At 65.2% G+C, this 23,143-nt stretch carries 19 protein-coding genes, 1 other RNA gene and 1 pseudogene; 6 read left to right on the top strand and 15 right to left on the bottom strand.

Annotation, left to right across the window (positions count from 1 at the left end):
• Positions 1-990 (bottom strand): 16S rRNA (cytosine(1402)-N(4))-methyltransferase RsmH, encoded by a 990-nt coding sequence (gene rsmH, locus QY049_RS18120; protein ID WP_301269783.1) that lies wholly within the window; start codon positions 988-990, stop codon positions 1-3.
• Positions 991-1,501: 511 nt separating this feature from the next.
• Between rsmH and QY049_RS18115 the strand changes: the two genes are divergently transcribed.
• Positions 1,502-2,284: an N-acetylmuramoyl-L-alanine amidase gene (locus QY049_RS18115; RefSeq protein WP_258765759.1), complete on the top strand. Its 783-nt coding sequence runs from the start codon at positions 1,502-1,504 to the stop codon at positions 2,282-2,284.
• A 13-nt stretch (positions 2,285-2,297) separates the two neighbouring features.
• On the opposite strand, the gene QY049_RS18110 is transcribed toward QY049_RS18115, so the two are convergent.
• Together QY049_RS18110 and QY049_RS18105 are read right to left on the bottom strand one after the other, a co-directional pair.
• The gene (locus tag QY049_RS18110; RefSeq protein ID WP_301269857.1) at positions 2,298-3,530 is read right to left on the bottom strand and encodes an RNA polymerase sigma factor; all 1,233 of its coding nucleotides are present in this window, start codon (positions 3,528-3,530) and stop codon (positions 2,298-2,300) included.
• Positions 3,530-3,880 (bottom strand): YciI family protein, encoded by a 351-nt coding sequence (locus QY049_RS18105; RefSeq protein ID WP_301269782.1) that lies wholly within the window; start codon positions 3,878-3,880, stop codon positions 3,530-3,532. The genes QY049_RS18110 and QY049_RS18105 overlap by 1 nt, the downstream gene beginning before the upstream one ends.
• Before the next feature lie 151 nt (positions 3,881-4,031).
• Between QY049_RS18105 and rnpB the strand changes: the two genes are divergently transcribed.
• Positions 4,032-4,448: RNase P RNA component class A (gene rnpB, locus QY049_RS18100), an RNA gene on the top strand.
• A gap of 103 nt (positions 4,449-4,551) precedes the next feature.
• Here the strand turns inward: rnpB and QY049_RS18095 are convergent.
• Both QY049_RS18095 and QY049_RS18090 read right to left on the bottom strand, forming a co-directional pair.
• Positions 4,552-5,265: an alpha/beta fold hydrolase gene (locus QY049_RS18095; RefSeq protein WP_301269781.1), complete on the bottom strand. Its 714-nt coding sequence runs from the start codon at positions 5,263-5,265 to the stop codon at positions 4,552-4,554.
• A gap of 70 nt (positions 5,266-5,335) precedes the next feature.
• Complete coding sequence (locus tag QY049_RS18090) at positions 5,336-5,797, bottom strand: DUF983 domain-containing protein (RefSeq protein ID WP_194480094.1); 462 nt, start codon at positions 5,795-5,797, stop codon at positions 5,336-5,338.
• 49 nt (positions 5,798-5,846) lie between these two features.
• Here QY049_RS18090 and QY049_RS18085 point away from each other — a divergent pair, with 49 nt between their 5' ends.
• Both QY049_RS18085 and QY049_RS18080 read left to right on the top strand, forming a co-directional pair.
• Complete coding sequence (locus QY049_RS18085; protein WP_301269780.1) at positions 5,847-7,217, top strand: PLP-dependent aminotransferase family protein; 1,371 nt, start codon at positions 5,847-5,849, stop codon at positions 7,215-7,217.
• Between the two features lie 89 nt (positions 7,218-7,306).
• Positions 7,307-8,050 carry a sulfite exporter TauE/SafE family protein gene (locus QY049_RS18080; RefSeq protein ID WP_194480090.1) on the top strand — a complete coding sequence of 248 codons (744 nt, stop codon included), beginning with the start codon at positions 7,307-7,309 and terminating at the stop codon, positions 8,048-8,050.
• An 86-nt stretch (positions 8,051-8,136) separates the two neighbouring features.
• Here the strand turns inward: QY049_RS18080 and QY049_RS18075 are convergent, their stop codons facing one another.
• The 4 genes from QY049_RS18075 to QY049_RS18060 form a co-directional block, all read right to left on the bottom strand.
• Positions 8,137-9,543, bottom strand: coding sequence for an MATE family efflux transporter (locus tag QY049_RS18075; protein WP_301269779.1), 1,407 nt, complete (start codon positions 9,541-9,543; stop codon positions 8,137-8,139).
• Between the two features lie 53 nt (positions 9,544-9,596).
• The gene (locus QY049_RS18070; RefSeq protein ID WP_301269778.1) at positions 9,597-11,396 is read right to left on the bottom strand and encodes an ABC transporter ATP-binding protein; all 1,800 of its coding nucleotides are present in this window, start codon (positions 11,394-11,396) and stop codon (positions 9,597-9,599) included.
• 380 nt (positions 11,397-11,776) lie between these two features.
• Positions 11,777-13,369 (bottom strand): DHA2 family efflux MFS transporter permease subunit, encoded by a 1,593-nt coding sequence (locus QY049_RS18065; protein WP_258765754.1) that lies wholly within the window; start codon positions 13,367-13,369, stop codon positions 11,777-11,779.
• A gap of 109 nt (positions 13,370-13,478) precedes the next feature.
• Positions 13,479-14,792 (bottom strand): HlyD family secretion protein, encoded by a 1,314-nt coding sequence (locus QY049_RS18060; protein WP_301269777.1) that lies wholly within the window; start codon positions 14,790-14,792, stop codon positions 13,479-13,481.
• Positions 14,793-14,991: 199 nt separating this feature from the next.
• Between QY049_RS18060 and QY049_RS18055 the strand changes: the two genes are divergently transcribed.
• On the top strand, positions 14,992-15,627 hold the full coding sequence (locus tag QY049_RS18055; RefSeq protein WP_258765752.1) for a TetR/AcrR family transcriptional regulator: 636 nt from the start codon (positions 14,992-14,994) through the stop codon (positions 15,625-15,627).
• A gap of 55 nt (positions 15,628-15,682) precedes the next feature.
• The gene (locus QY049_RS18050; RefSeq protein WP_194480080.1) at positions 15,683-16,024 is read left to right on the top strand and encodes a DUF6665 family protein; all 342 of its coding nucleotides are present in this window, start codon (positions 15,683-15,685) and stop codon (positions 16,022-16,024) included.
• Between the two features lie 394 nt (positions 16,025-16,418).
• Here the strand turns inward: QY049_RS18050 and QY049_RS18045 are convergent, their stop codons facing one another.
• From QY049_RS18045 to QY049_RS18020, 6 genes and pseudogenes are all read right to left on the bottom strand, one after another.
• Positions 16,419-17,417 (bottom strand): helix-turn-helix transcriptional regulator, encoded by a 999-nt coding sequence (locus tag QY049_RS18045; RefSeq protein WP_301269776.1) that lies wholly within the window; start codon positions 17,415-17,417, stop codon positions 16,419-16,421.
• 132 nt (positions 17,418-17,549) lie between these two features.
• On the bottom strand, positions 17,550-18,290 hold the full coding sequence (locus QY049_RS18040; RefSeq protein WP_194480076.1) for a Crp/Fnr family transcriptional regulator: 741 nt from the start codon (positions 18,288-18,290) through the stop codon (positions 17,550-17,552).
• 71 nt (positions 18,291-18,361) lie between these two features.
• Positions 18,362-19,717: pseudogene (locus QY049_RS18035) on the bottom strand (amidase family protein).
• Between the two features lie 61 nt (positions 19,718-19,778).
• Positions 19,779-20,789: an ABC transporter substrate-binding protein gene (locus QY049_RS18030; RefSeq protein ID WP_194480073.1), complete on the bottom strand. Its 1,011-nt coding sequence runs from the start codon at positions 20,787-20,789 to the stop codon at positions 19,779-19,781.
• 23 nt (positions 20,790-20,812) lie between these two features.
• Positions 20,813-21,652, bottom strand: a complete 840-nt coding sequence (locus QY049_RS18025) for an ABC transporter permease (RefSeq protein ID WP_194480063.1) — start codon at positions 21,650-21,652, stop codon at positions 20,813-20,815.
• Complete coding sequence (locus tag QY049_RS18020; protein WP_301269775.1) at positions 21,649-22,947, bottom strand: M20 family metallopeptidase; 1,299 nt, start codon at positions 22,945-22,947, stop codon at positions 21,649-21,651. Before QY049_RS18020 ends, QY049_RS18025 begins: the two co-directional genes overlap by 4 nt.
• Positions 22,948-23,143 lie beyond the last annotated feature (196 nt).

Genomic DNA, 23,143 nt, shown 5'->3' with positions numbered 1-23,143 from the left:
CTAACCGCCCCTCATCACGTCGGACAGTTTTGGCCAGGACGATGGCTCGTCGTCGGCATGCACCGGCGCCGAGGTGCGCTCGGCGGCGCGCAGCTTTGCGGAACGGGCACGTGGATTGCGCGCAACCTCCGCTTCGCCGGCGATCACCGGTCGCCGCGTCAAAAGCTGGAAGCTCGGCGCGGTCTGCGCCACTTCCGGCAGATGCCGCGAGCCGCCGCCGGTCCTGGAGCGCTCGGCCAGGAAATTCTTGACGATGCGGTCTTCCAGCGAATGGAAGGAAACCACGACAAGACGGCCGCCGGGCTTGAGCACGCGTTCGGCGGAGGCGAGCGCGGTCTGGAGCTCCTCGAGCTCTTCATTGACGAAGATGCGCAGCGCCTGGAACGTCCGGGTCGCCGGGTGAATGTCGCCGGGCTTCGAGCGCACCACCCTGCCGACGAGATCGGCGAGCGCGCGCGTGGTGGTGAACGGCGTCTCCTGCCGGTCAGCCACGATGGCGCGGGCGACGCGGCGCGAATGGCGCTCCTCGCCGAAGAGATAGATGATGTCGGCGAGATCGCTCTCCGAGGCGCGCGCGACGACATCGGCGGCCGTCGGCCCCGTCTGTCCCATCCGCATGTCGAGCGGACCGTCCAGACGGAACGAGAAGCCGCGACCAGCCTGGTCGAGTTGCATCGAGGAGACGCCGACATCCATCACGACGCCGTCGACCGCATCGACGCCTTGCGCCGCACAGACTTCGGCGAGATTCGAGAAACGGTCTTCGACCAGCGTCAGCCGGCCCGCGGCTTGCGCGACCAGTTCTGCACCGCCGGCGATCGCCGTGCTGTCGCGGTCGATCGCGATCAGGCGGGTTCCCGGCACGTCGAGGATGGCGCGGCTGTAACCGCCGGCACCGAAAGTGGCGTCGACATAGACGCCGCCCTCGCGCGGCGTGAGATGCGCGATCGCCTCGCGGCCAAGCACGGGAATGTGCGGCGCGTCGCTCATGCATCGCGCCTGTCGCGGCCGCAGGTAAAATCGGGGGCGAAGCAGCCCATCACGCCTCGAATCATTCCGCGTCGCGGCGGTTCCACGACAAAGCCCCAGTCCAACGCGCGCGCCGCGCCCGGTCGTCCCAGGCGGCAGACCCGGTGTTCCCAGCGGAATATGTTGGGCAACCATGGGATTTCGAGCCAAAATCGCTTCTGGCCGCCTCCGGACGCGGGTCGGCTCTTCATCTCTCAGTAACGGCCCTTAGCGTTAAGAAAGCGTTGATCGGCTCGTTACATCTCGAAAAGGTCGCGGAACGGTGATGCGTCATCCACACACTGGGGCCAAAATGTACCCGTTAACCGCATCGAGCGATTGCGCGGACCGGAGGGTAAAGGAATAGTAAAGAGAAGGGCTTGGCTCCTCTTCGTCCTATCCTGAGTTGTTTATGTCGTCCGGTCCGTCCACGCCATCCGGTACTGATTCGAAGCGTCAGCGCGTTCTCCCGGTTCCCAAGGCCGCGGCGAACATGCGGACATTCGAGCCGGATTCGTCGATCGTCTCCGACATCATCCCCTCGCCCAACCATGGCGAGCGCAACAAGGGCCGCCAGCCCGACATGATCGTGCTGCACTACACCGGCATGCCCGACGTCGAGGGCGCGCTGGCGCGGCTGTGCACCGCCGGCACCGAGGTGTCGGCCCATTATGTGGTGCTGGAGGACGGCCGCATCGTGCAATGCGTGCCCGAAGCGCGGCGCGCCTGGCACGCCGGCGTGTCGTCCTGGGCCGGCGAGGACGACATCAATTCCTGCTCGATCGGGATCGAGATCATCAATCGTGGCCACGATTGGGGTTACCCGGAATATCCGCTGCGCCAGATCGCCGCCGTGATCGCGCTGTGCCGCGGCATCATCCTTCGCCGCAAGATCGCGCCGCAGCGGGTGCTCGGCCATTCCGACGTCGCGCCCGCGCGCAAGAAGGATCCCGGCGAAAAATTTCCCTGGCATTCCCTGGCGAATTCCGGCGTCGGTCACTGGGTGACGCCCGCGCCGATCGTGCGCGGCGAAACCCTCATGCTCGGAACCATCAGCGACGAGGTGCTGAGCCTCCAGCAGGCGCTCGCCCGCTACGGCTATGGCGTACCGCTATCGGGCAAATACGACGCCGCGACGATGGAAGTCGTCACCGCCTTCCAGCGCCATTTCCGCCCCGCGCGGCTGGATGGCGTTGCCGATCACTCGACGCTGTCGACCTTGCAGGCGCTGCTGGCCAGCCTGCCGGCGGATGGAACGACGGTCGCGTCGAAGTGACGGAGCGTGGCGTCTACTCCATCTCCCTCACCCGCCGCGCATACAGCCGACGCAACGGCTCCAACTGCGTCGCTTCCGTCGCAGCAGCATAGGCCTCGCGCGCTTCCTGCTTTCGTTCCAGCCGCCGCAGTAAATCCGCGCGCACGGCGGGCAACAGCTCGTAGCCATCGAGGCCACCGCGCGCGGCGACCGCGTCGACGAGATCGAGTGCGCGCGCCGGGCCGTCGACCATCGAGATCGCGGCAGCATGGTTGAGCTCGATCACCGGTGACGGGCTGATGCGCAGCAGCACTTCGTAGAGCCCGGCGATCTGCCGCCAATCGGTTTGCTCAAAGCTCGGGGCGCGGGCATGCAGCGCGGCAATCGCAGCCTGCACCGCATAGGCCTGCGGTCGGCCCGGCACGCGCAGCGCGTCATCGACGAGCCGCAGGCCCTCCTCGATCTGCGTGCGATCCCAGAGGGTGCGGTCCTGCTCTTCCAGCAGCACGACGTCGCCGGCCGCGGTTTCGCGCCCGGCGCGGCGTGCATCGTGCAGCAGCATCAACGCCAGCAGGCCCTTGATCGCGGCGCGATCGGGCATCAGCCGGTCAAGCAGGCGGCCGAGCCTGATCGCCTCGACGGCCAAATCGGGCCTCATCAAGTCTGCACCCGAGGTTGCGACATAGCCTTCGGTGAAGACGAGGTAGATCACGGCAAGCACGCCATCGAGCCGCGGCGCCAGCGCGTCGCGCTCGGGCACCTCGTAGGGAATGCCGGCGAGCCTGATCTTCTGCTTGGCGCGAACGAGGCGCTGCGCCATCGCATCCTCACCGGCGAGGAAGGCGCGCGCGACCTGCGCGGTTGAGAGGCCGCAGACCGTGCGCAGCGTCAGCGCGACCTGGACCTCGGCCGCGAATGCCGGATGGCAGCAGGTGAAGATCAGCCGCAGCATGTCGTCGTCGAGCATCGCCGGCGGCTCGGCCGGCGCCTCCGCGTTGAGCTCGAGCTCATGCAGAAGCTCCTGCTGCTTGCCGCGGAACGCGGCCTGGCGCCTGATACGGTCGATCGTCTTGTTGCGGCCGACATTGACGAGCCATGCGCGCGGATTGTGCGGCAGTTCGCCCGCCGACCAGCGCTCCAGCGCCACCGCGAAAGCGTCCTGGAGCGCGTCCTCGGCCAAATCGAAATCACCGACGAGGCGGATCAGCGTGGCCAGCGCCCGCCCCGCCTCGTCGCGGAAGATCCTGTCGATGTCGGTGGCCGCGATCACTTGTAGATCATGACCGGCCTGACCTCGATCGAGCCCTCCCTGGCCCCGGGAATTCGCGCGGCCAGCGCGATGGCTGTATCGAGATCCTTGGCCTCGACCAGATAATAGCCTCCGAGTTGCTCGCGGGTCTCCGCAAAAGGACCATCGGTGGTCAGGGTCTTGCCCTCGCGCACGCGCACGGTGGTCGCCGTGGTGCTCGGCTGCAGCCCATCGCCGGCCTTGAAATGGCCGCTCTGCACGATGGACTGCGTGTAAGAGCCGTACTCCGCCGCCATAGCCTGACGGTCTGCGGGGGTCATCTTGCTCATTTCCGCTTCGCTTCGATAGATCAGCAGCAGGTACTGCATGGCTCAACTCCTGTTGTTCGGCTGGATTGCCGACATCCAGTCGAACCGGGTCCGCGCCCGACGACAGCTTCAGGATAAATTATTTACGCTTACTGCGTGCGCCACGATCTTGGCTTGACGAAACCGTCACAAATGCCCATTGCCTTGTCAGTCAGTCGGCCGGACGGCCGCTCCGGCACGTGCCGAAAGGCCGCCGGGGAGGAAAGTCCGGGCTCCCTTGACATGCGGTGCCGGATAACGTCCGGCGGGGGCGACCCCAGGGAAAGTGCCACAGAGAACGAACCGCTCCCTCCTCGGAGGAAGTAAGGGTGAAAAGGTGCGGTAAGAGCGCACCGCGGGTCCGGCAACGGAGCCGGCATGGTAAACCCCACCGGGAGCAAAACCGAATAGGGGCGGCGTAGCGGGCTGTTCGCGCAAGCGATAACGCCGCGGGGCGATGTCAGGCCCGCCGTCCGGGTAGGTTGCTCGAGGCCATGTGCAAACACGGCCCCAGAGGAATGGCCGTCACGTATCGCTTGCGCAAGCAGGCGGTGCCCTACAGAACCCGGCTTACAGGCCGGCTGATATCTTGCGACGAGGGGTCCGATGCCGACGCATCGGGCCCCTCACCAATTTCGCCGCCGTCATTTTCGGGGCGTGCGCAGCACGAGCCCCGGAATGACGGCAGAAGTTCATGCAACAATCTCGTTCAACACACCCATCAACGCCTCCGGCGCCGTGACATTCGGCGCGTGGCTGGCGTCGAGCTCGAAGTAGCGCCAGCCATCCTCGCTCTTTGCGCGCCCTGCGAATTGGCCGAACACGTCGCCCGGCGGAATGCGGGCGCAATAGATGTAGCTCCGTGGCATCGCGGGTTCGCCGCGCTGAAGCTTCAGCTTCGTCTCGAAGCATTTGAGCGGCATGTTGATGCGGCGCGCGTTGAGCCAGTCGAGATCGGCCTGCGGCGTGTCCGGCGGCGGCGGGTTCGGCGGGATGCGATAGCCGTCGGCGGCGGCAGCCGCCTTGCGCATCGGCTCGCGTCCGCCTTCGTTGAGATCGAACAGCGACTGGCCGTCGCGCGGCACGAAGGCGTCGAGATAGATCAGCTGCGTGACGCGCTCGCGCGCGCGATCGGCAACGCCTGTCGCGACCATGCCGCCATAGCTGTGGCCGAGCAGCACAATGTCGCTCAAGTCTTCGAACTTGATGACGTTGAGGATGTCCTGGATGTGCGTATCGAGATCGATCGCGGCGCTGGCGAGATGCGATCGCTCGCCGAGCCCGGTGTAGGTTGGCGCGACCAGCCGGTGGCCGGCCTGCGCCATCAGCGGATGCATCTTCTTCCAGGCCCATCCGCCGGACCACGCGCCGTGACAGAGCAGAAAGGTTTTCGCGCGTGCGGCCATCGGTGTTTCCATCGTTCTTGTTTGAAGCGATGGAGTGTAGCGGCCGAACGCGCTATGTAAACGCTGTGGCTCAGGCCGCGCGCGGCGCCTTCACCAACGCCGGCACAAGCTGGGTGGCTTCCCGCCGCAGCTTGCTCGCCTGGAAGCCGTGCATGCCGATCTGCCATTGCAGGCCGACGATGGCGCCCTTGGTAGGTTGCAGCAGGGCGAGCGAAGCAAACAGCGTCACCGGCAGCCACACCGCCAGTTGCAGCCAGACCGGCGGCGCATAGGCAGTCTCGACCGCGAGGATTGCCGGCACCACGAGGTGGCCGACCACGACCATCACGAGATAGGCCGGGAAGTCATCGGCGCGCTGGTGGAGCAGCTCCTCGCCGCAATGATCGCAAGCGTCTGCCACTTTCAGGAAACGGCCGAACATATGGCCTTCGCCGCAGTTCGGGCACTTGCCGCGAAAGCCGCGCCACATCGCCTTTGCCAGGGAGATCGAATCGGTCGCCATGACGACACCTCTTCCGTTCTGATGGCCCATACAATAATATCTTGCATCCATACATTCAAAGGATATGGGGCCAAATTGCATGGATTGGACTCCTACAATCTCGGAGCTGTCGGGGCCGCGCTACCAGCGCATCGTCGAAGCCATGGAGGCCGACATCGCTGCCGGCCGGCTGGTGCGGGGACAGCAATTGCCGACACAGCGCGCACTCGCAAAAGCGCTCGGCATCGACCTGACCACGGTGACACGCGCCTACACCGAGGCGCGTCGTCGCGGCATCATGGAGGCCCGCGTCGGCCAGGGCTCGTTCGTGTCGGAGACCAGCGCGCGCCGCGCGGTCGACCTGCCGCATCCCGTCGCGATCGACCTCTCGATGAACGTGCCGCCGCACCCGCTCGAAGCACAGCTCGACGAGCGCATCATTGCCGGCCTCGAAGCCATTCGCGCGCAATCGGGCCTGACCGCGTTCCTGAACTACCAGCCGCCCGGCGGCAGCGCGCATGAGCGCGAGGTCGCCGCGCGCTGGATACGTTCGCGCGTGCCGCATGCACATGCCGACAGGCTCGTGATCTTTCCCGGCGCGCAGACGGTCCTGTTCAACCTGCTCGCGCACCTGGCGCGGCCGGGCGACGTCGTGCTGACGGAAGCGCTCACCTTCCCCGGCATTAAGGCCGCGGCAGCGCAACTCGGCGTCAATCTCGTTGGCGTGTCGATGGATGACGGCGGAATCCTGCCCGATGCGCTGGCGAAAGCCTGCCGCACGCACAAGCCGAAGGCAGTCTATCTCATTCCGACGCTGCACAATCCAACCACGGCGACGCTGTCCGCCGATCGTCGTAGCGAAATCGCAAAAATCATCCGCGATGCCGGCACTGTTCTGATCGAGGACGATGCCTACGGGCTGCTAGACCGATCGGCCTCGCCGATCGCGAACCTCATTCCCGAGCGGACATATCTTGCGACCACGCTGTCGAAATGCATCGCGCCGGCGTTGCGCGTCGCCTATCTGCTGGCACCCGATTCTGGTGCGCAGCTTCAGATGCGCGGCCATCTCCAGGCCACCGTGCAGATGCCGGCGCCGCTGATGGTCGCGCTGGTGACTCACTGGCTCGAGAGCGGCGTCGCCGATCGCATCATCACCGCCATCCGCAACGAAGCCGTCGGCCGCCAGCAACTGGCGCAACGCGCCCTGAAGGGGGTTCAGTTCCGGGCGAAACCGGCTGCACATCATTTGTGGCTGCATTTGCCGGAGGGGCGGCCTGACATCGCGGCGCATCTGCTTCGCAACGGGCTCGCGGTCGTTGCCGGCGACGCCTTCACCGTCGACGGAACATCGCCGCATGCGGCGCGGGTCTCGCTTGGGGCGGCGCGCAACAGGTCCGAATTGACCGAGGCGCTGCGCATCCTCGTCGGCGCGCTGCTCAAGCCCGCCGACATCAGGCAGATCGTCTAGCAAACTTCTGATGCTAGCGGCCGCATCTGTGCTATGCGCGATGAGGCAATCGCGACTTTGGGATCGCTGGGAACGACAGGGATTGATTGGTGGAAACGTTCACTTACGCGCTGCTCTTGTTCGGCGCGCTGGCCGGTGGCTTCGTCTCGGGACTCGCCGGGTTCGGCACGGCGCTGATGGCGCTCGGCATATGGCTCTATGTGCTGCCGCCCTCGCTCGCGGTGCCGCTGGTGCTGATCTGCTCGGTGATCGCGCAGACCTCGACGTTGCCCTCGATGTGGAAGAGCTTTGACCTGTCGCTGGTGTGGCCGTTCCTGATCGGCGGGCTGATCGGCGTGCCGATCGGAACCACGCTGGTCGCATCCGCCGATCCCAAGGTCTTCAAGCTCAGCGTCGGGGTCTTGCTGCTGATCTTCTCGAGCGCACTGTACCTCAACAAGAAGCAGTTCGCCGTCACCTTCGGCGGCCGCATCGCCGACGGCGCCATCGGCTTTGCCGGCGGCATCCTGGGCGGGCTCGCCGGCCTGTCCGGGCCGCTGCCGATCCTGTGGGCCAACATCCGCGGCTGGAACAAGCACGAGCGGCGCGGCATCTTCCAGCTTTTCAATTTCACGGTGCTTGCGACCGCTTTGGTGTTGCAGACGGCCTCGGGCCTGGTCGCCTTCAAGGTGGTCTGGCTCGCGATGGTCGCATTCCCTGGCACGCTGATCGGCGCATGGGCCGGCGCGCGCGTCTATCACGCGCTGAGCGACAAGCATTTCGGCGATGTCGTGCTCGGCCTCTTGTTCCTGTCGGGCGCGACCCTGGTCTGGAACAGCGTCGGCTCGTTCTAGACTAGGCTTTCCTCGCGAGGACCATCCCACGGCGCGGCAAAACTAGCCGGAGCCGTGGGCGGGCGACAAGCGTGGATGCTGCCTCGTTACGCCGGCTCGCGTAGCGAAGGTGCCGCGGGCCCAGGCGTCGCCTGCTTCGGAGCATCCGCCTGCTGACGCGTCACCAGCCGCGTCCCGAACTCGCAGCGCAGCAACCACAGGCTCTGGATGGCCTGCAGCGTCGTCGCCGCGTTCGACAAGTACCAGACGTACTCGATCCGAAAGCCCGGCCGGGTCGAAAGCCAGATCGCCGGCAGCGAATAAGTGAGCACGCGCGTCGCCGAGCTCCACAACACCGGCTTGGTGTTGCCGAGGCCCTGGAACATGCTGGAGCAAGTGAAGATCAGCCCCTGCGCCACCATGTTCAGCGAGATCATCTTCAGGAACAGCAAGGCAACCGCCATCGTCTCCGGATCGTTCGAGAATCCGGCGAGCAGCAATCCGGGCGCGAGCTGCGCGAGGATCGTCAGCGCTATCATCACGGCCGTCGCGATCAGCGCCGCCTTGACGAAGGTCTCACGCACCCGCTCGTAATTGCCCGCACCGAAGTTCTGCCCGGCAATCGGCCCTGCCGCGAGGGCGACGGCAAGGGCCGGCATCTGGATCAGGCCCACGACGCGCGTGCCGATGCCAAATCCGGCCTGCGCCGCCGGGCCCAGGTTGCGCAGCACGTAGTAGATCGCAGCCATGAAGATGAAGATCATCACGAACTCGCCACCGGCGGGCACGCCGACATTGAGGATCCGTTTCCATTGCCGCAATTGCGGTCGCCACTGCGCCGGATGGAAGGCGACATAGCGCTCCAGCCTGCGAAAATAGGCGAACAGCATCAGCACGCCGATGAACACTGCGATCGAGCTTGCAAGGCCCGCTCCGGCGACACCGAACGCGTGCCCAGTGCCCCAGCCCGTGATCAACACCGGCGCCAGCGCGATGTTGATGGCCACGGCGAGTACCTGCACCAGCATGCTCGGCCGCACGATGCCGGTGGCCCGCAGCGCGGCCGCCATCACTTGCGTGACGAATTGAAGAGCCAGCGCCGGCATGAACCAGTGAAAATAGGTGGTGCCGGCCTCGATGGTCGCCGCGTCGGCGGCGATCGCGCGCATATAGGGGCGCGCCAGCACAAAGCCGCCGAGCAACGTCAACAGACCAAACAGCACCGACAGGACGACCGACTGGTTGAAGACGAGATTGGCGTCGTCGCGATCCTTGCGACCCACGGCATGAGCGATCAGCGCAACCGTGCCGACACCGAGCATCTGCATCAGCGCGTTGACGAGGAAGCCTGCGTTGCCGGCGGCGGCGACGCCGGCAACAGCGGCATCGCCGAGCCCGGACACGAAGTACAGGTCGACCAGCTGGCAGATCATGATCGTGATCATGCCGACCACGATCGGCGGCGCCATGCTCAGGATGTGGCTCGCGATGGAGCCGCGCGTCAGGTCCTTCATCTCATTCCACCTTTGCCGACGTGACGACTGGACTTGCGCCCTGCCGCCGCGCGTCATTCCGCTGCTGCGATATGTCCGAGCTCCACGACCTGGCGCTCGAACAGGCTGCGATAGATGCCACCTGGCTTGCCCGCGAGCGCGGCATGCGTGCCCTGCTCGACGATCTCGCCGCGGTCGAACACCAGGATTCGATCGAGGCTACGCACCGTCGACAGCCGGTGCGCGATCACGATCGAGGTACGGCCCTTCATCAGCCGCTCCATCGCCTGCTGGATCAGTGCTTCCGACTCCGAATCGAGGCTCGACGTCGCCTCGTCCAGGATCAGCACCGGCGCATCCGCGAGGAAAGCCCGCGCCAGCGCCACACGCTGACGCTCGCCGCCCGACAGCTTCACGCCGCGCTCGCCGACCAGCGTGCCGTAGCCCTTCGGCAGGCGCAGGATGAATTCGTGCGCATTGGCGAGGCGCGCCGCCTGCTCGATCGCCTCGAGGCTGGCCCCGGGCCGGCCATAGGCGATGTTCTCGGCGAGCGTGCGGTGAAACAGGATCGGCTCCTGCTGCACGATCGCGATCTGGCTGCGCAGCGATTGCTGCGTCGCCTTCGCGATGTCCTGCCCGTCGATCAGCACCCGGCCGCCGGTGACGTCGTAGAGCCGCTGCACCAGCTTGACGAAGGTCGTCTTGCCGGAACCGGAGCGGCCAACCAGGCCGACGCGCTCGCCCGCGCGGACCTTGATCGACAGCCCGTCATAAAGCGGGGCGCGATGCCCGCCATAATGGAAGGTGACGTCGTCGAATACGATTTCGCCGCCCGCGATCACGATCGGCCGCGCGCCTTCAGTATCGGCGATGCCGATCGGCTCGTCGTGGATCGCCACCAGTTCCTCCATGTCGTTCACCGAACGCTGGAGGTTGTTGATGTGCATGCCGACGTCACGCAAGTAGGCGTGGATGACGTAGTAGCTCGTCAGCACGTAGGTGACGTCGCCGGGCGAGGCGTGCCCGTACATCCACAGGAGCACCGAGCCACCGATCACGGACCCTCGCAGGCATAGCAGCAGCGAGAGCTGCGCCATGGCGGTGTAGTTGTAGCGCAACCAGGTCCGCCGCACCCGCACGCTCCAGCGCTTGATGACGCGGGCGAGCCGCGCATCTTCGCGCGCCTCGGCGCCGAAGGACTTCACCACCGCATTGCATGTCAGCGCATCCGCCAGCGTGCCGCCCACCTTGGTGTCCCAGGCGTTGGAAACGCGCGCGGCCGGCGCGATGTAGCGCGTCGAGAACAGCACCGTCATCGTGACGTAGGCAAGCGCGCCGAGCGCGATCACCACGCCGAGCGAGGCCCAGTGCACCCCGAGCAGGATCATCGATCCGACCAGCACGACCAGCGACGGCAGCAGCGCCAGCAATACGGTGTCGTTCAGAAGGTCGAGCGCCCACATGCCGCGCGTGATCTTGCGCACGGTCGAGCCTGCGAAGGAGTTGGCGTGCCAGTCGGTCGAGAAGCGCTGCACACGCAGGAAAGCATCCTGCGCCACGTCGGACATGATCTTCAGCGTGAACGGCACGATCACCTGCAGTCCGCTCAGGCGCAACACCATCGACGCCGCGCCCAGCACCACGATGCCGCCGAGCGCCACCAACGCGGCATGACGCGCCTCGGGGCTCGATGGCCCGCGCGTGAGCGCGTCGACCAGATGTCCTGAAAACACCGGCATGAACAGGTCGGCGACGGTCGCGCCCAACAGCGCCGCGGCGATGGCGAGCGTGCGCCCCGGCTGCTTCAGCCAGTGCCGGAACACGAAGGGCAGCACCACACGGATAGCCGCGGGCTTTTTCGACAAAGCGGTCATGGCATCATCCGGCCGCTGTTGGCGCGGGCCGGCTCCATCGATGGACGCAGGCCGGCCGCAAGGCCGGGACGGCGTCACTTAAAACTGACTTTGACTGTGGAAACGGAGCGATTGGGGCGCTTGGTCGAAACCCTGGCCCAATCGAAGCTGGCGGAAGCGGCCTCTAGCAGGCCGAAAGATTACCGAGCCAGACCATCATCGAGCGCGGAAACGCGATCTGCGAATGCGACGAAATCATGCAAATCTCTCCCCGGTTCGATTGAATGAGGTGCGCTTTATAGATGTGTCATTTGCGGTTTGCAACGGGGCCCGCGCGAGATCACGCACGAGTGTTGCATTTTGGTGCGGGTGGAGCCTCGAGCTGGCCCGACCGCGTCGCGTCAGTGCGCGTCGCCGCCAGCGCCGGCGCCGAAGGGCGAAGCCGGCTTCTTCAACAGCGTCACCAGCAGGCTGAGGCCGAGATAGAACAGCGTCAGCACGAAGAAGGCGTCGCCAAAGCTCATCACCACAGCCTGGCGATGCACGATCTGGCTGAGCTGCTTCATCGCCATCAGCGTGGAGTCGCCGAGGCCCTGGAATTTCTGCTGAAGCATGGTCAGGGTCTCGGTCGCGGTCGCATTGCCCCAGGTCACGCGTTCCTGAAGACGCGTGATGTGCAGGTCGGTGCGGTCGTTGAGCACCGTGTTGATGACGGCAAGACCCACCGCTCCGCCGAGATTACGCATCAGGTTGAACAGCCCGGAGGCGTTCTTCACCCTGTCGGCCGGCAGCGTGCCGAGCGCGATGTTGTTGGTCGGCACCATTGCGAACATCATGCCGACGCCGCGCAGGATCTGCGGGATCAGCAGCTCGTAGAAATCGTAGTCGCGCGTGATCCAGGTCATCTGGTAGGAGCCCATCGCGAACACGATCAGGCCGAATGCGACCATGTAGCGCATGTCGAGGCTCGCCATCAGCCGGCCGACCAGCGGCGCCACCAGGAACATGGTGACGCCCGAAACGAACATGGTCTCGCCGATCATCAGCGCGCTGTAGCCGCGCACTTCGGCCAGATAGCGCGGATAGATGTAGGTCAGGCCATAGAGGCCGATGCCAACGCAGAATTGCAGCGTGGAGCCGACGGCAAAATTGCGATTGGTGAAGGTGCGCAAATTGACGATCGGCTCGGCCGCGGTGAAGACGCGTATGAAGAAGGCGATCGCCGACACGACGCAGATCCAGGCGCAGATCGCCACGGAGGTGTCCTGCAGCCATTCATATTGCGGACCTTCCTCCAGCACGTATTCCAGCGTGCCGAGGAAGCCGGCCATGAAGAGCAGGCCCCACCAGTCGAAGCGGTCGAGCAATTCGAAATGGGGCTCGTCGAAATCGACCAGCGCCAGCACACCCAGGGTGATGCCGATACCGGGCACGACGTTGATGAAGAACAGCCAGTGCCACGACATCAGATCGGTGATGTAGCCGCCGACCGTTGGGCCGATGGTCGGGGCCAACGTCGCAACGAGCCCGATGATGGGACCGACGATGTGGAATTTCGAGCGCGGGAACACGGTGTAGGCCGAGGCGAACACCGTCGGGATCATGCCGGCGCCGAGAAAACCCTGAAGCGCGCGCCACAGGATCATCTCCTCGATGGTCGTGGCGAAACCGCAGAGCAGGCTCGAAATCGTGAAGCCAGCCGCCGAGATCGCGAACAACAGACGCGTGCCGAAGGCGCGCGACAGGAACCCGGACAGCGGGATCGCGATCACCTCGGCGATCAGATAGGCGGTCTGGACCCAAGAGACCTCGCTCGAGCTTGCCGACAGGCCGGCCTGGATCTCGCTCAAGGAGGCCGAGACGATCTGGATGTCCAGGATCGACATGAACATCCCGAACACCATGATGATGAACGCGATCAGCCGCTTCGGCGCGATGCGATCCGAAGCGGCTGATGCCATCATGGCAGGTGAAGCGGTCGTGGCGTTCGCCATGGTCTTAACTCGGGTCAGAGCAGTCTGCGAGTTGGCAACACCTCTCCCGCAAGCGGGAGAGGGTGCGCACCTGCACCGGAGGCAGCGGCGCGGCTCATGTCACCAAATCCTACTGCGGATGAATCATCGTGGGATCGTCGAGATCGATCTCGCTGTCGGCGTCGGCGGCGCCCTTGTTGGTGTCGACGGTGGCGTAGACCGACATGCCGGCGCGCAGCAGGTTCTGCCTGGCGACGGCCTTCGGCACGCGGATGCGGACCGGCACGCGCTGCACGATCTTGGTGAAGTTGCCGGTGGCGTTGTCGGGCGGCAGCAGCGTGAACACCGAGCCCGCGCCCGCCGCGATGCTGTCGACGACGCCGCTGAACTTGCGCATGCCGTAGGCATCGACCTTGATCGTCACGGGCTGCCCGGGGCGGATGCGCTTGAGCTGCGTTTCCTTGAAATTGGCGTCGATATAGACGTGGTCGAGCGGCACGACATTGCCGAGGCGCTGCCCGACCGCGATGAAGTCGCCGGCGTTGACGAGACGGTTGGAGAAGATGCCGTCGACCGGCGCGCGCACTGCCGTGAAGGCGAGATCGCGCTCGGCCTTGGCGAGCGTGGTCTTGAGCTCGGCGAGCTGCGCCTGGGCTTCGGCCTGCTGGGCCTTGGCGACGTCGACATTGCTGAGCGCAACGTCGTAGGCAGCCTGCGCGGCCTTGACCGCGGCGGCGCCCTGATCGCGGCCGGCTTCCGAGGTTTCGAACGTCGCGCGCGAGGCAAAGCCCTTGTTGCTCAGCGCCTGCTGGCGCTCATAGTCGAGGTCGGCGCGCTTGAGGCCCGCTTCCGCCGAATCGAGCTGCGCCTTGGCCTGCGCGACCTGGCTGTCGAGCGCCGCGATCTGGCGGCCGATGCGATCGATGGTGGCCTGCTGGGTCGCGATCCGGGTCGCGGCGGCATCGACCGCGATCTTGTAGTCGCCGTCGTCGATGCGCAGGATGGTGTCGCCGGCATGCACCAGCGTGTTGTCAGCGGCCAGAATCGAGGCGATGTGGCCGGTCACGCGCGCGCCCAGCATGGTGTTGTTGGCGCGGACATAGGCGTCATCGGTGGAGACGAAGAAGCGGCCGACCAGCGTGTAGTAGCCGGCATAGCCTGCCGCCGCGAGCGCCAGCACGAGACCGACGCCCATCATGACGAATTTGCGCTTGCCGGATTTTGGCGCGGAAGCGGCGGGTGCCGATGCAGTCGGGGCCGGCTGGTCGGTCACGGGTTTCTCCGGCGCCTCGCTGGTGCGGCGCTTGGTCTCCTCGACCACATGCGAGCGCAACTGTTCGGCAAACGCTGCGGATTTCTCGGGCGCAGCTTCACCGTTCGCCGAACTCGTCTCCACCGCTTCCTGGCGAAGCACGCGCGCAGCCTGGTCTCTCGATGTGGCCATAAGGCCTCCCCAATCAAAACGCGATGCGGGCGGCGGCCGTCGCACGGCCGCAGTCCCGCTCACCCATCCCAAATACCATTGACCGAACGGTTCGGTCAATATACTTAATATTCCCGAGCCGAACCCTACTGGCTCGAATCCTTTATTTAGGTTTCATGCCTCGACCCCTGATACGAAAACCTACCGAGACGCTAAATCAATGGTTGTAGCCGGCCGCGAACATGTCCACGTCCTCCAGGAGGAGGACAGCTCCAAGCGCCGCCAGATCCTGGCAGGCGCCCACAAGGTGTTCATGGATCTGGGTTTTGACGGCGCCAGCATGGGCGAGATCGCGCGAGCGGCCGGCGTCTCCAAGGGCACCCTTTACGTCTACTTCGCCGACAAGAGCGCGCTTTTCGAAGCCATCCTCGAGGAGGAGGCGCTGTTTCACGGCCAGGTCGTGTTCAACTTCGATCCCGCGCGCGACGCCGAGACGACTTTGAATGATTTCGGCCAGGCCTATCTGCATCTGCTCTGCCGGCCCGGCGGCGGGTCGGCGATCCGCACCGTGATGGCGATTGCCGAACGCATGCCCGACGTCGGCCGCCGTTATTACATGCGCGTGCTGGACAAGACCATCAACCGGCTGTCCGAATATCTGAGAGCGCATGTCGCTTCCGGCGATCTCGCCATCGACGATTGCGACCTCGCCGCGTCGCAATTCATGGAACTGTGCAAGGCCTCGCTCTTCCTGCCCTTCGTCTTCCAGGCCGCGCCGCCGCCGTCGGAACAGCGCATGGCGGAAGTGATCGACAGTGCGACGCGGATGTTCCTGGGCGCCTACAAGGCGAAGTAACGGCAGCCGGCCAACGCGTTGCGCATGCGCCTCGCGCGGCACTATATTGGCTGACATGTCCCGAGATCTTCGCCCGCCGGTCGATATCCTTCACTATGAAATCGTCCAGGAGCAAGCCTCGGCGCTTGGACGAATGGGTCGCGCGCTCGAACAGGCGCTCGCGCAGTTGCGCGAATTCGACGCCACCCACGCGCTGGCGGAAACGCCGGCCGCAATGCAGCCGGCGAGGCGCAAGCTGGTGATGGAAGCCGGCCAGGCACTGTGGATGTTCGTCGTGCAACGCGAGGCAACCGGCCTGCGCGACAGCCGCCATATCATGCGAACCTACAGCGTCCCGGCCGAGGTGCAACGCTGCATGGGACTCGCTCCCGCACCGTCGAAGCGGACCTCGACCTGACGTTCCCGGCAGCGTTCCGCAGTGTCGCAGGCGCGTTCCTGAACGAATGGCGCCCGCTAGATTACGCCGAAAGCCGCGATCGATAGGGTGCGGTCAGCAGCAGCAGGAACAGCGCTCTGTCGGCCTGGTACTTCGCGGCCGGCCGGCTCGCTCCCCGGCCGCGCATCACGACCTCCCCCTGGCTGGTACGGATGCTCCACGCCCATGTCCTGCGCCTGCGCTGCGCCAAAGCCACTTCGAAAAACTGAAACTCGGGTCGCTCCATCCGTGCGGCTTTTCGTCCAACTCCCAATTCAGGCGAAGTTGATCCCGCAGAAACCGGCCGTGTCTTCACCCATTCGGGTGAAAAGGGCCGCGCATCGGCGAGAATCGGGGGCAACCGAACGCTTGGGGATCAATCGTTCAGTGGCACTTTGGGAATTGCACCGAAGAGCGCGGCCGCGCTCTTCTGGTTGCGCGTGCCGGTCTTGGCGAGGACCGCCTTGATTTGCGTGCGTATCGTCTCGCGGCTCAAGCCGTGATGTGCCGCAATGTCGCCCATGGTCTGTCCTTGTGCGATTCCGCGCGCAACGCGCGCCTCGCTCGGGGTGAGATCGAAAAGACCACGAATCAACGCAAGACTCGGCGCCTGGGGCGTCGTCACCGGCGTTACGACGAGGAGGCCGACGGCCCCATCGAAGAGATCGCGCGCCTCGCCCGGCATCGAAACGAGATGGAAGACCAGCCGTTCCTGGTCGTTTGCGCCGCGCGCGGCAAAGGAACACACGGCTTTGTTGAGCGGCGACCCGAGTTGAGTCAGGCCGGCGCGCAGCAGGGTATCAGCCGCCTCATCCCTGATCGCGACCCGGTCTCTGGGCAACCAGCGCAAGACCTCCGTCATGCCTTCGATCAGGACGTTCGCCGCCAGGACCCGCCCGGAGCGCGCAATCGCGAGCGCCGGCAGACCGACGAGCGCCAGCGCCTCGGTCGCCGCCCGCATCCGGGTGAGGCGCCAGCGCGTCGACAATAGAGCCGCCCGCGCGAGGTGGGGACGAAACCGGTCGAGGAATTCGAGATCCTGCCGTGAAAACGCGGGCCGGCCGGCCAATCTCTCCATGTGAAAAACAATGAGCTCACCGGAGGGGCTGTGGACGGCGGTCGCGCAGGCGTGCTCGAAGCCCCATTTCTTGTTCCACTCCCGATATGGGTCGCGTTCCCATTCTTCCAGCGAAAAGACGTCCTGTTCGCTGACGAAGCCGGGGTGATCCCGCGCCAGGAGCCTGGGTGTCGTCTCCGTACGACTGGACAGGCCCTCGCTCATGAACGCCGAGAATGCCTCCTGGATCGACGGCGACGTCACGACGCCGTTCCAGACGCCGGCCCATTGATCGGTGTCCGAGGTGATCATGACCATGCCATGCGCACCAGCGGCATGCGCGACCTCTTCCAGAACGTCCGGCCACAGCTCCGGAGCCGTCGCGGCTTCATGGATGCGATCCACAATGCGCTCGAAATCGATACCTGTCATCGTTGCCGCGTCATTCATCTAGTCGCTGACCTGCTTCCTCAACGCCGCGAGATCGTTGACGACCATTTTGGTCGGGCCGGTCGAGATGATGCCGTCGTCCTGCAGGCGACTGAGGATCAGGCTGATCGACTGCCGTGTCGCGCCGATCATGCGCGCGAGATTGGCTTGCGTGATGCGGCCGAGCGAAATCGGTCCGTTCTCGTCTTGCGCGGCGTTTTCGCACAGCTTTACCAGCAGCAGCACCAGCCGTTCGGCCGCTTTCTGTCCCGCCAGCGTCTGCGCCAGCATCGAATAGGTCTCGCCTTTGAAGCCGAGGCACTCGATCAGCGCAACCGCGAACGATGGCGACTGTGCGATCAGCGTGCGGATTGCAATCTGGTCGAGATGTAGTGCCTCGACCCGCCCGAGCGCGCGGGCCGACCAGCTATGGCGGTGATCGCCGAGGATGTAGGGCGCGCCGACGAAGTCGCCCGCCTCCCAGGTCGCCAGCATCAGTTCGCGTCCCTGCGTGCCGGCATGGGTGCTTTCGACGATTCCGCTCAGAATGACGTGGACGCCGTTCGCGGGCTCCCCCTCCCGCAACAGATATTCGCGGTTCTGGTAGGTGGCCTGCCGGCCGGTCCGCATCACCAGGTCGAGATCGGCCTTGCCCAGCGCCTTCAGCACATAACGTCCGGTCCCGGCCCTTTGCACCTCGGCGCATGGCTCGCCTGAAGGCTCACCTGGATCGGCCACCTCATGCGCATGACTGCGCCCCACGATCGATCTCCCTTCGAGTGACGGCTCGAAGGCTAGGAGGTCTCCGGTCGGATTGCAACGCGACGCAGATATCAGGAACGGGCTGCGGCTCCCATGAATGCGCAGGCGAGGTCGGTGAGCAGGCGTTCCCGTCCCGCCGGTGCCAGAAACGTGACACCATAGGGCACGCCGGCCCCGGTCACCGCGTTCGGGACCGCGATCGCGGCAAGCCCGAGCGGATTGGCGTAGTTTGTGTAGTAGCCGTTGTTGAAATTGGCGGTCAGCGGATCCCGCGCGACGTCGTCGATGCTGAGCACGGTTCCGACCGTCGGCACGACCAGCGCGTCGTGGATCTGCCAGAAGTCACGGAGCATGCGCTGGACTTCCCTGACCTCATAGAGCGCGCGATAGGTGTCAGCCGCCGTAAACTTCCGGCTGCCGATGACGAGATCCCGCACGATCCTGACGCCGGCATCCGGATTGGCGTCGAGGAATGCGCCGACCGAAACATCGCGCTCGGCGAGGAACGGCCCAAAGAACATCAGGTCGTTGATCGAAGTGAACGGCGAAAAATCCGCAGAGGCGATCGAGATGTCGAGCTGCCGCAGCTTGCGAAGCCCGTCGCCGAACAGCCGCTCCGTCTCCGCGTTGCCGAAGAACCTGAGCTGGTCCTGACGCGGCGTCGCGATCCGAAGCGGCCGCGCCGGCGATGCCTACTCCCTCCAGCCGGCAAAATCGTCAGGCGAAAAGCAGTCCTCGGGATCGCGTCGCGCCAGCACGCGATAGACGTCATAGCCGTCCCCCGGCGTCTGCGTGTAGAGCGAGATCGTGTCGAAGCTTCGGCAGGCATAGACCATTCCGCGCTGGCTGAACGCACCGGGCGCCGGCTTGAAGCCGGTGACGCCGCAATAGGACGCCGGCACCCTGCCCGATCCGCCGGTATCGGTGCCGAAGGCGAAGGACGACGTGCCTGACGCGACCGACACCGCCGCGCCGGAGCTGGAGCCGCCGGGAATGTAGTCGGGATTGTGTGGGTTGCGCGCGATGCCGTAGGGCGAGCGCACGCCGACCAGGCCGGTTGCAAACTGGTCCATATTGGTCTTGCCAATGTAGATCGCGCCGGCGGCGATGGCATCCGCGACGACCGGGCTGGTGTCTTTCGCAACATAGGCGAATTCCGGACAGGCCGAACTGGTCTGCTCGCCCGCGACATCGATGCAGTCCTTCACCGAGACGATCAGCCCGTAGAGCGGCAGCCTCTCGATCTCACCGACGCGCGCATCCATCGCACGCGCAGCAGCCATGACCTTCTCGGGCTGGGCTTTCGAAATCCAGACCCCGCTCTGGTCGGCGTCGGCAAGCCGCGACAACACATGCGCGGCAACATCGGACGGCTTCAGCGCGCCGCTGCGATAAGCGGCGCGGAGATGGCTGGGCGAGATATCCATGGCGGTCATGTGCCTGCAGGAACGGGACTATGCCGGCGAGACTGGCCCGCCGGCGCTGGCCTCAGTGGCCGATGATTTTCTCGAGATAGGTGGGCTGGATGAACGCCTCGAAGTCGGCGCGCGGCAGCAGCTTCGGCAGGCGCTCCTGCTTCACCAGGAAGTCGGCGGTCGCCACCAGCGTATCGACGAACTTGCCCTTCTTCACGGATGAACCGAGATACTCCCCGGTGAGCTGCTTGTTGCAGGGAACCATCCCGGTGCCCTTCATCATGCGCGTCGCATCCTCGAGCGGCAGCGACAGCTCTTCGGCGATGATCTCGGCCGTCTTCGCCGGATTCTTCAGCCAGAAATCGATCCCCTCGCATTCGGCCTTGAGGAACTTCTCGACATAGGAGGGATATTTGTCCGCGAACGCATTCATGACGACGCCGATGTCCCAGGTCGGGTAGCCGCGTTTGGCCATCTCGCCCGAGGTGATGAGGATCTTGCCGCCGTTCTTCACGGCCTTGTCGAGGTTCGGCTCCCAGAACCAGGCGGCATCGATGTCGCCGCGCAGCCAGGCCGCTGCGATATCCGAGGGGGCGAGGTCCAGGATCTTCATCGAGGCGGGATCGACACCCTCGTCCTTCAGCGCCTGAAGCAGCAGATAATGCGTGGTCGAGCCGAACGGCGCGGCGACGGTCTTGCCCTTGAGGTCCTTGAGCGAGGTGATGTTCTTGTCGGTGCGGACCACCATCGCCTCGACATAGTCGAGCATGTTGACGACGAAGATGCCCTTGATCGGCAGCGCGCGTGTCACGCCGATCGCGGTCGGCGGATTGCCGAGACCGCCAAAGTCGACGTCGTTGCCGGCGATCGCGCGCAGCATGTCGCCGCCGCCGCCGACCTTGACGTATTTGATGTCGACGCCCGGCATCTCCTTGGCGAGCAGGCCGAGATGCTTCGTCACGAGTTGCGCGTTCACCAGGTTCAGATAGCCGACGGTGATCTTGGCCGGCTTGTCCTCGGCGCGAACCGTCGTCGTGAGCGCCAGCGTGGCAAGTGCGATCGTGGCAACGAGTCTCTTCATCATGTGGATCTCCCCTTGGATTGAATTCAGGCCCACGGCATCAGAAGCTTGGCGATGCCGCGCATAATCAGGTCGAGCACGACGCCGGTGAGGCCCAGCACGATCAGGCCCATGATCACGACGTCGGACAGCAGGAACTTGGCGGCATCCCAGATCATCCAGCCGATGCCGGCGGAGGCCGCGACGATCTCGGCGGCGACCAGAACGGTGTAGGTGAAGCCGAGCGAGATACGCATGCCCGCAAGGATCAGAGGGCCCGCCGCCGGCAGATAGACGTGGAACAGCAGATGGCGCCGTGTCGCGCCGAGCGATTGCGCGGCGCGCACATAGACGGGATCGACGCTGGTGACGGCCTGGATCGTCGAGATCACGATGCCCGGCAGGCCGGCGAGAAACAGCAGCGACAGCTTCGAGCTCTCGCCGATGCCGAGCCACATCACCAGCAGCGTATAGAGTCCGAGCGGCGGCAACGGCCGGTAAAACTCGATCAGCGGATTGAGCAGTGCGCGCGCATTGCGCGAGACGCCCATGAGAACACCAAGCGGGATGCCGATCAGGCAGGCCAGGGAGAAGGCGACGAGGATGCGATACAGGCTGGCGCCGAGATGCTGAAGCAGCGTCGCACCCTGATACCCCTTGGTCATCGTCTTGATGAAGGCTGCCCACACCGCCTGCGGCTTCGGCAGAAAGAGCTCGTTGGCCCAGCCCATCTCTGTGACGACGATCCATGCCGCGAGCAGCACGACGATGGTGAGCGCCGAGAGCAGAACGGATCGCGAGACCTTCGGCAGTCTCAATCGCAGCGTACCCCGCCGCGTGCGATCGGCCGAGATCGGAATGGCCATGGGGCTAGCCTCGACGCTCATGTGCGAACTCCCAGGATCTGCATGATGGTCAGCGCATAGATCCGCGTCGCCATCACCGACTTGGTGATCGAGATGTTCTCGTTGTCGACGGCCCAGCCGTCCTCGCCGGGACCGAAGGTCACCGCGTTGATGCCGGCCTCGCGGAAACGGATGGTGTCGTTGAAGGCGTTCTTGCGGTTGACGCCGGGCTCGCGGCCCAGCAGGCGCCGGTAGACCGCGCGCAAGGAGCGGCAGGGCTCCTCCTCGACCGGTACCGGCTCGGTTGCGTTGACGAACAGCGAACCGGGCACCTGGCGCACCACGACCTTGACGTCGTTGACGCCCGCGAACGTCGCCTGCCCGAGGCGCTCGATGTCGGAGATCACGCTGTCCAGCGTCATGCCCGGCACGATGCCGACCACGGCGAGCGTGATGGTGCAGGCATCCGGAGAAAACTGCATCTCGCCGGGCAGGCCGCCGCGAATGCGCACCACCGAGCAGCATGGCGGCGTGTGCCCCATGAATTCGCTGGGCACGTGAGTGAACGCCATCTCCTTCAGCTTCGGCAGCAGCTTGGCCGCCTCCATGATGGCGTTGACGCTGATGTCGGGCCGCCAGATGTGCGACTTGATGCCCTCGACCGTGACCTCGACAAGGCAATGGCCGGAATTGGCGACCGAGAGGTTCATGCCCCAATCGCCTGATACGTCGCCCCACGCCGTCGGCTCGGCGGTGATCTCGTAGTCGGCGGTCAGGCCGACCTTGTTCAGCATGTAGATGGAGCCCTCGGTGCCGTTGCGCTCCTCGTCGACGGTGTAGCAGCACATCAAGGTGCCCTCGAACCTCACGCCCTCTTCGATCAACGCCTGCACCGCGAGCAGCGATGCCGCGAGATTGCCGCGCGTGTCGGAGGTGCCGCGCGCATAGAGCCGATCGCCGTGACGCGTCGCCTTGAACGGATCGAAATCCGTCATGTGCCATTTGTGAGGCTCGACGGCCGGATAGGTGTCGAGATGATCGTTGAGGATCAGCGAGGGCGCGCCGTCGCGTCCCTTCAGCACGCCGAGCACGTTCGGCCGATGCGGCTGCGCGCTGTGTTTTGTCACTTCCATGCCGAGAGCTTCGAGCTTGCCGGCGACCAGCATGGAGATCGCCTCTTCCTCGGCGGGCGGCAGGTCGGGATCGAGCGGATTGCCGGAGCGCGGCTGGCCGGTGCGGATCAGTTCCGACGCCAGTTCGAGCCAGCGCTCTTCCGTGATGCGCGACAGCACGCGCTGCTCGAGATCGGAATAAGGCGGGGTGACAGACATCTGCATGACGGGTTCCGTTGACTCACGGCGCCGGCCGCGCCGCTTCGTTGCAGCACCCTCATTGCAGCGACCGTGCCAACCGCCGGAAAAGCCCGCCATGGCCAGATTAGCGATTGCAGTTCAATGCCTTGGACGAAAATCTCGAACGCGCAAATTTTTGCGCCCGAGATGCGGTTTGCCGAAGAGGCAGCGCGGGCTGAGC

This window comes from Bradyrhizobium sp. WYCCWR 13022 (assembly GCF_030435535.1).
Taxonomy (GTDB): Bacteria; Pseudomonadota; Alphaproteobacteria; order Rhizobiales; family Xanthobacteraceae; genus Bradyrhizobium.
The sequence above is the reverse complement of the archived record's forward strand: the minus strand, read 5'-3'. Positions and strand labels throughout refer to the sequence as shown.

What these genes read in the sequence shown, in the direction of transcription:
- rsmH (WP_301269783.1), bottom strand. Translation starts at nt 990, where the DNA reads ATGAGCGACGCGCCGCACATTCCCGTGCTTGGCCGCGAGGCGATCGCG.
- QY049_RS18115 (WP_258765759.1), top strand. Translation starts at nt 1,502, where the DNA reads ATGCGGACATTCGAGCCGGATTCGTCGATCGTCTCCGACATCATCCCC.
- QY049_RS18105 (WP_301269782.1), bottom strand. Translation starts at nt 3,880, where the DNA reads ATGCAGTACCTGCTGCTGATCTATCGAAGCGAAGCGGAAATGAGCAAG.
- QY049_RS18095 (WP_301269781.1), bottom strand. Translation starts at nt 5,265, where the DNA reads ATGGCCGCACGCGCGAAAACCTTTCTGCTCTGTCACGGCGCGTGGTCC.
- QY049_RS18090 (WP_194480094.1), bottom strand. Translation starts at nt 5,797, where the DNA reads ATGGGCCATCAGAACGGAAGAGGTGTCGTCATGGCGACCGATTCGATC.
- QY049_RS18085 (WP_301269780.1), top strand. Translation starts at nt 5,847, where the DNA reads ATGGATTGGACTCCTACAATCTCGGAGCTGTCGGGGCCGCGCTACCAG.
- QY049_RS18075 (WP_301269779.1), bottom strand. Translation starts at nt 9,543, where the DNA reads ATGAAGGACCTGACGCGCGGCTCCATCGCGAGCCACATCCTGAGCATG.
- QY049_RS18070 (WP_301269778.1), bottom strand. Translation starts at nt 11,396, where the DNA reads ATGACCGCTTTGTCGAAAAAGCCCGCGGCTATCCGTGTGGTGCTGCCC.
- QY049_RS18065 (WP_258765754.1), bottom strand. Translation starts at nt 13,369, where the DNA reads ATGGCGAACGCCACGACCGCTTCACCTGCCATGATGGCATCAGCCGCT.
- QY049_RS18060 (WP_301269777.1), bottom strand. Translation starts at nt 14,792, where the DNA reads ATGGCCACATCGAGAGACCAGGCTGCGCGCGTGCTTCGCCAGGAAGCG.
- QY049_RS18055 (WP_258765752.1), top strand. Translation starts at nt 14,992, where the DNA reads ATGGTTGTAGCCGGCCGCGAACATGTCCACGTCCTCCAGGAGGAGGAC.
- QY049_RS18050 (WP_194480080.1), top strand. Translation starts at nt 15,683, where the DNA reads ATGTCCCGAGATCTTCGCCCGCCGGTCGATATCCTTCACTATGAAATC.
- QY049_RS18045 (WP_301269776.1), bottom strand. Translation starts at nt 17,417, where the DNA reads ATGGTCATGATCACCTCGGACACCGATCAATGGGCCGGCGTCTGGAAC.
- QY049_RS18030 (WP_194480073.1), bottom strand. Translation starts at nt 20,789, where the DNA reads ATGATGAAGAGACTCGTTGCCACGATCGCACTTGCCACGCTGGCGCTC.
- QY049_RS18025 (WP_194480063.1), bottom strand. Translation starts at nt 21,652, where the DNA reads ATGAGCGTCGAGGCTAGCCCCATGGCCATTCCGATCTCGGCCGATCGC.
- QY049_RS18020 (WP_301269775.1), bottom strand. Translation starts at nt 22,947, where the DNA reads ATGCAGATGTCTGTCACCCCGCCTTATTCCGATCTCGAGCAGCGCGTG.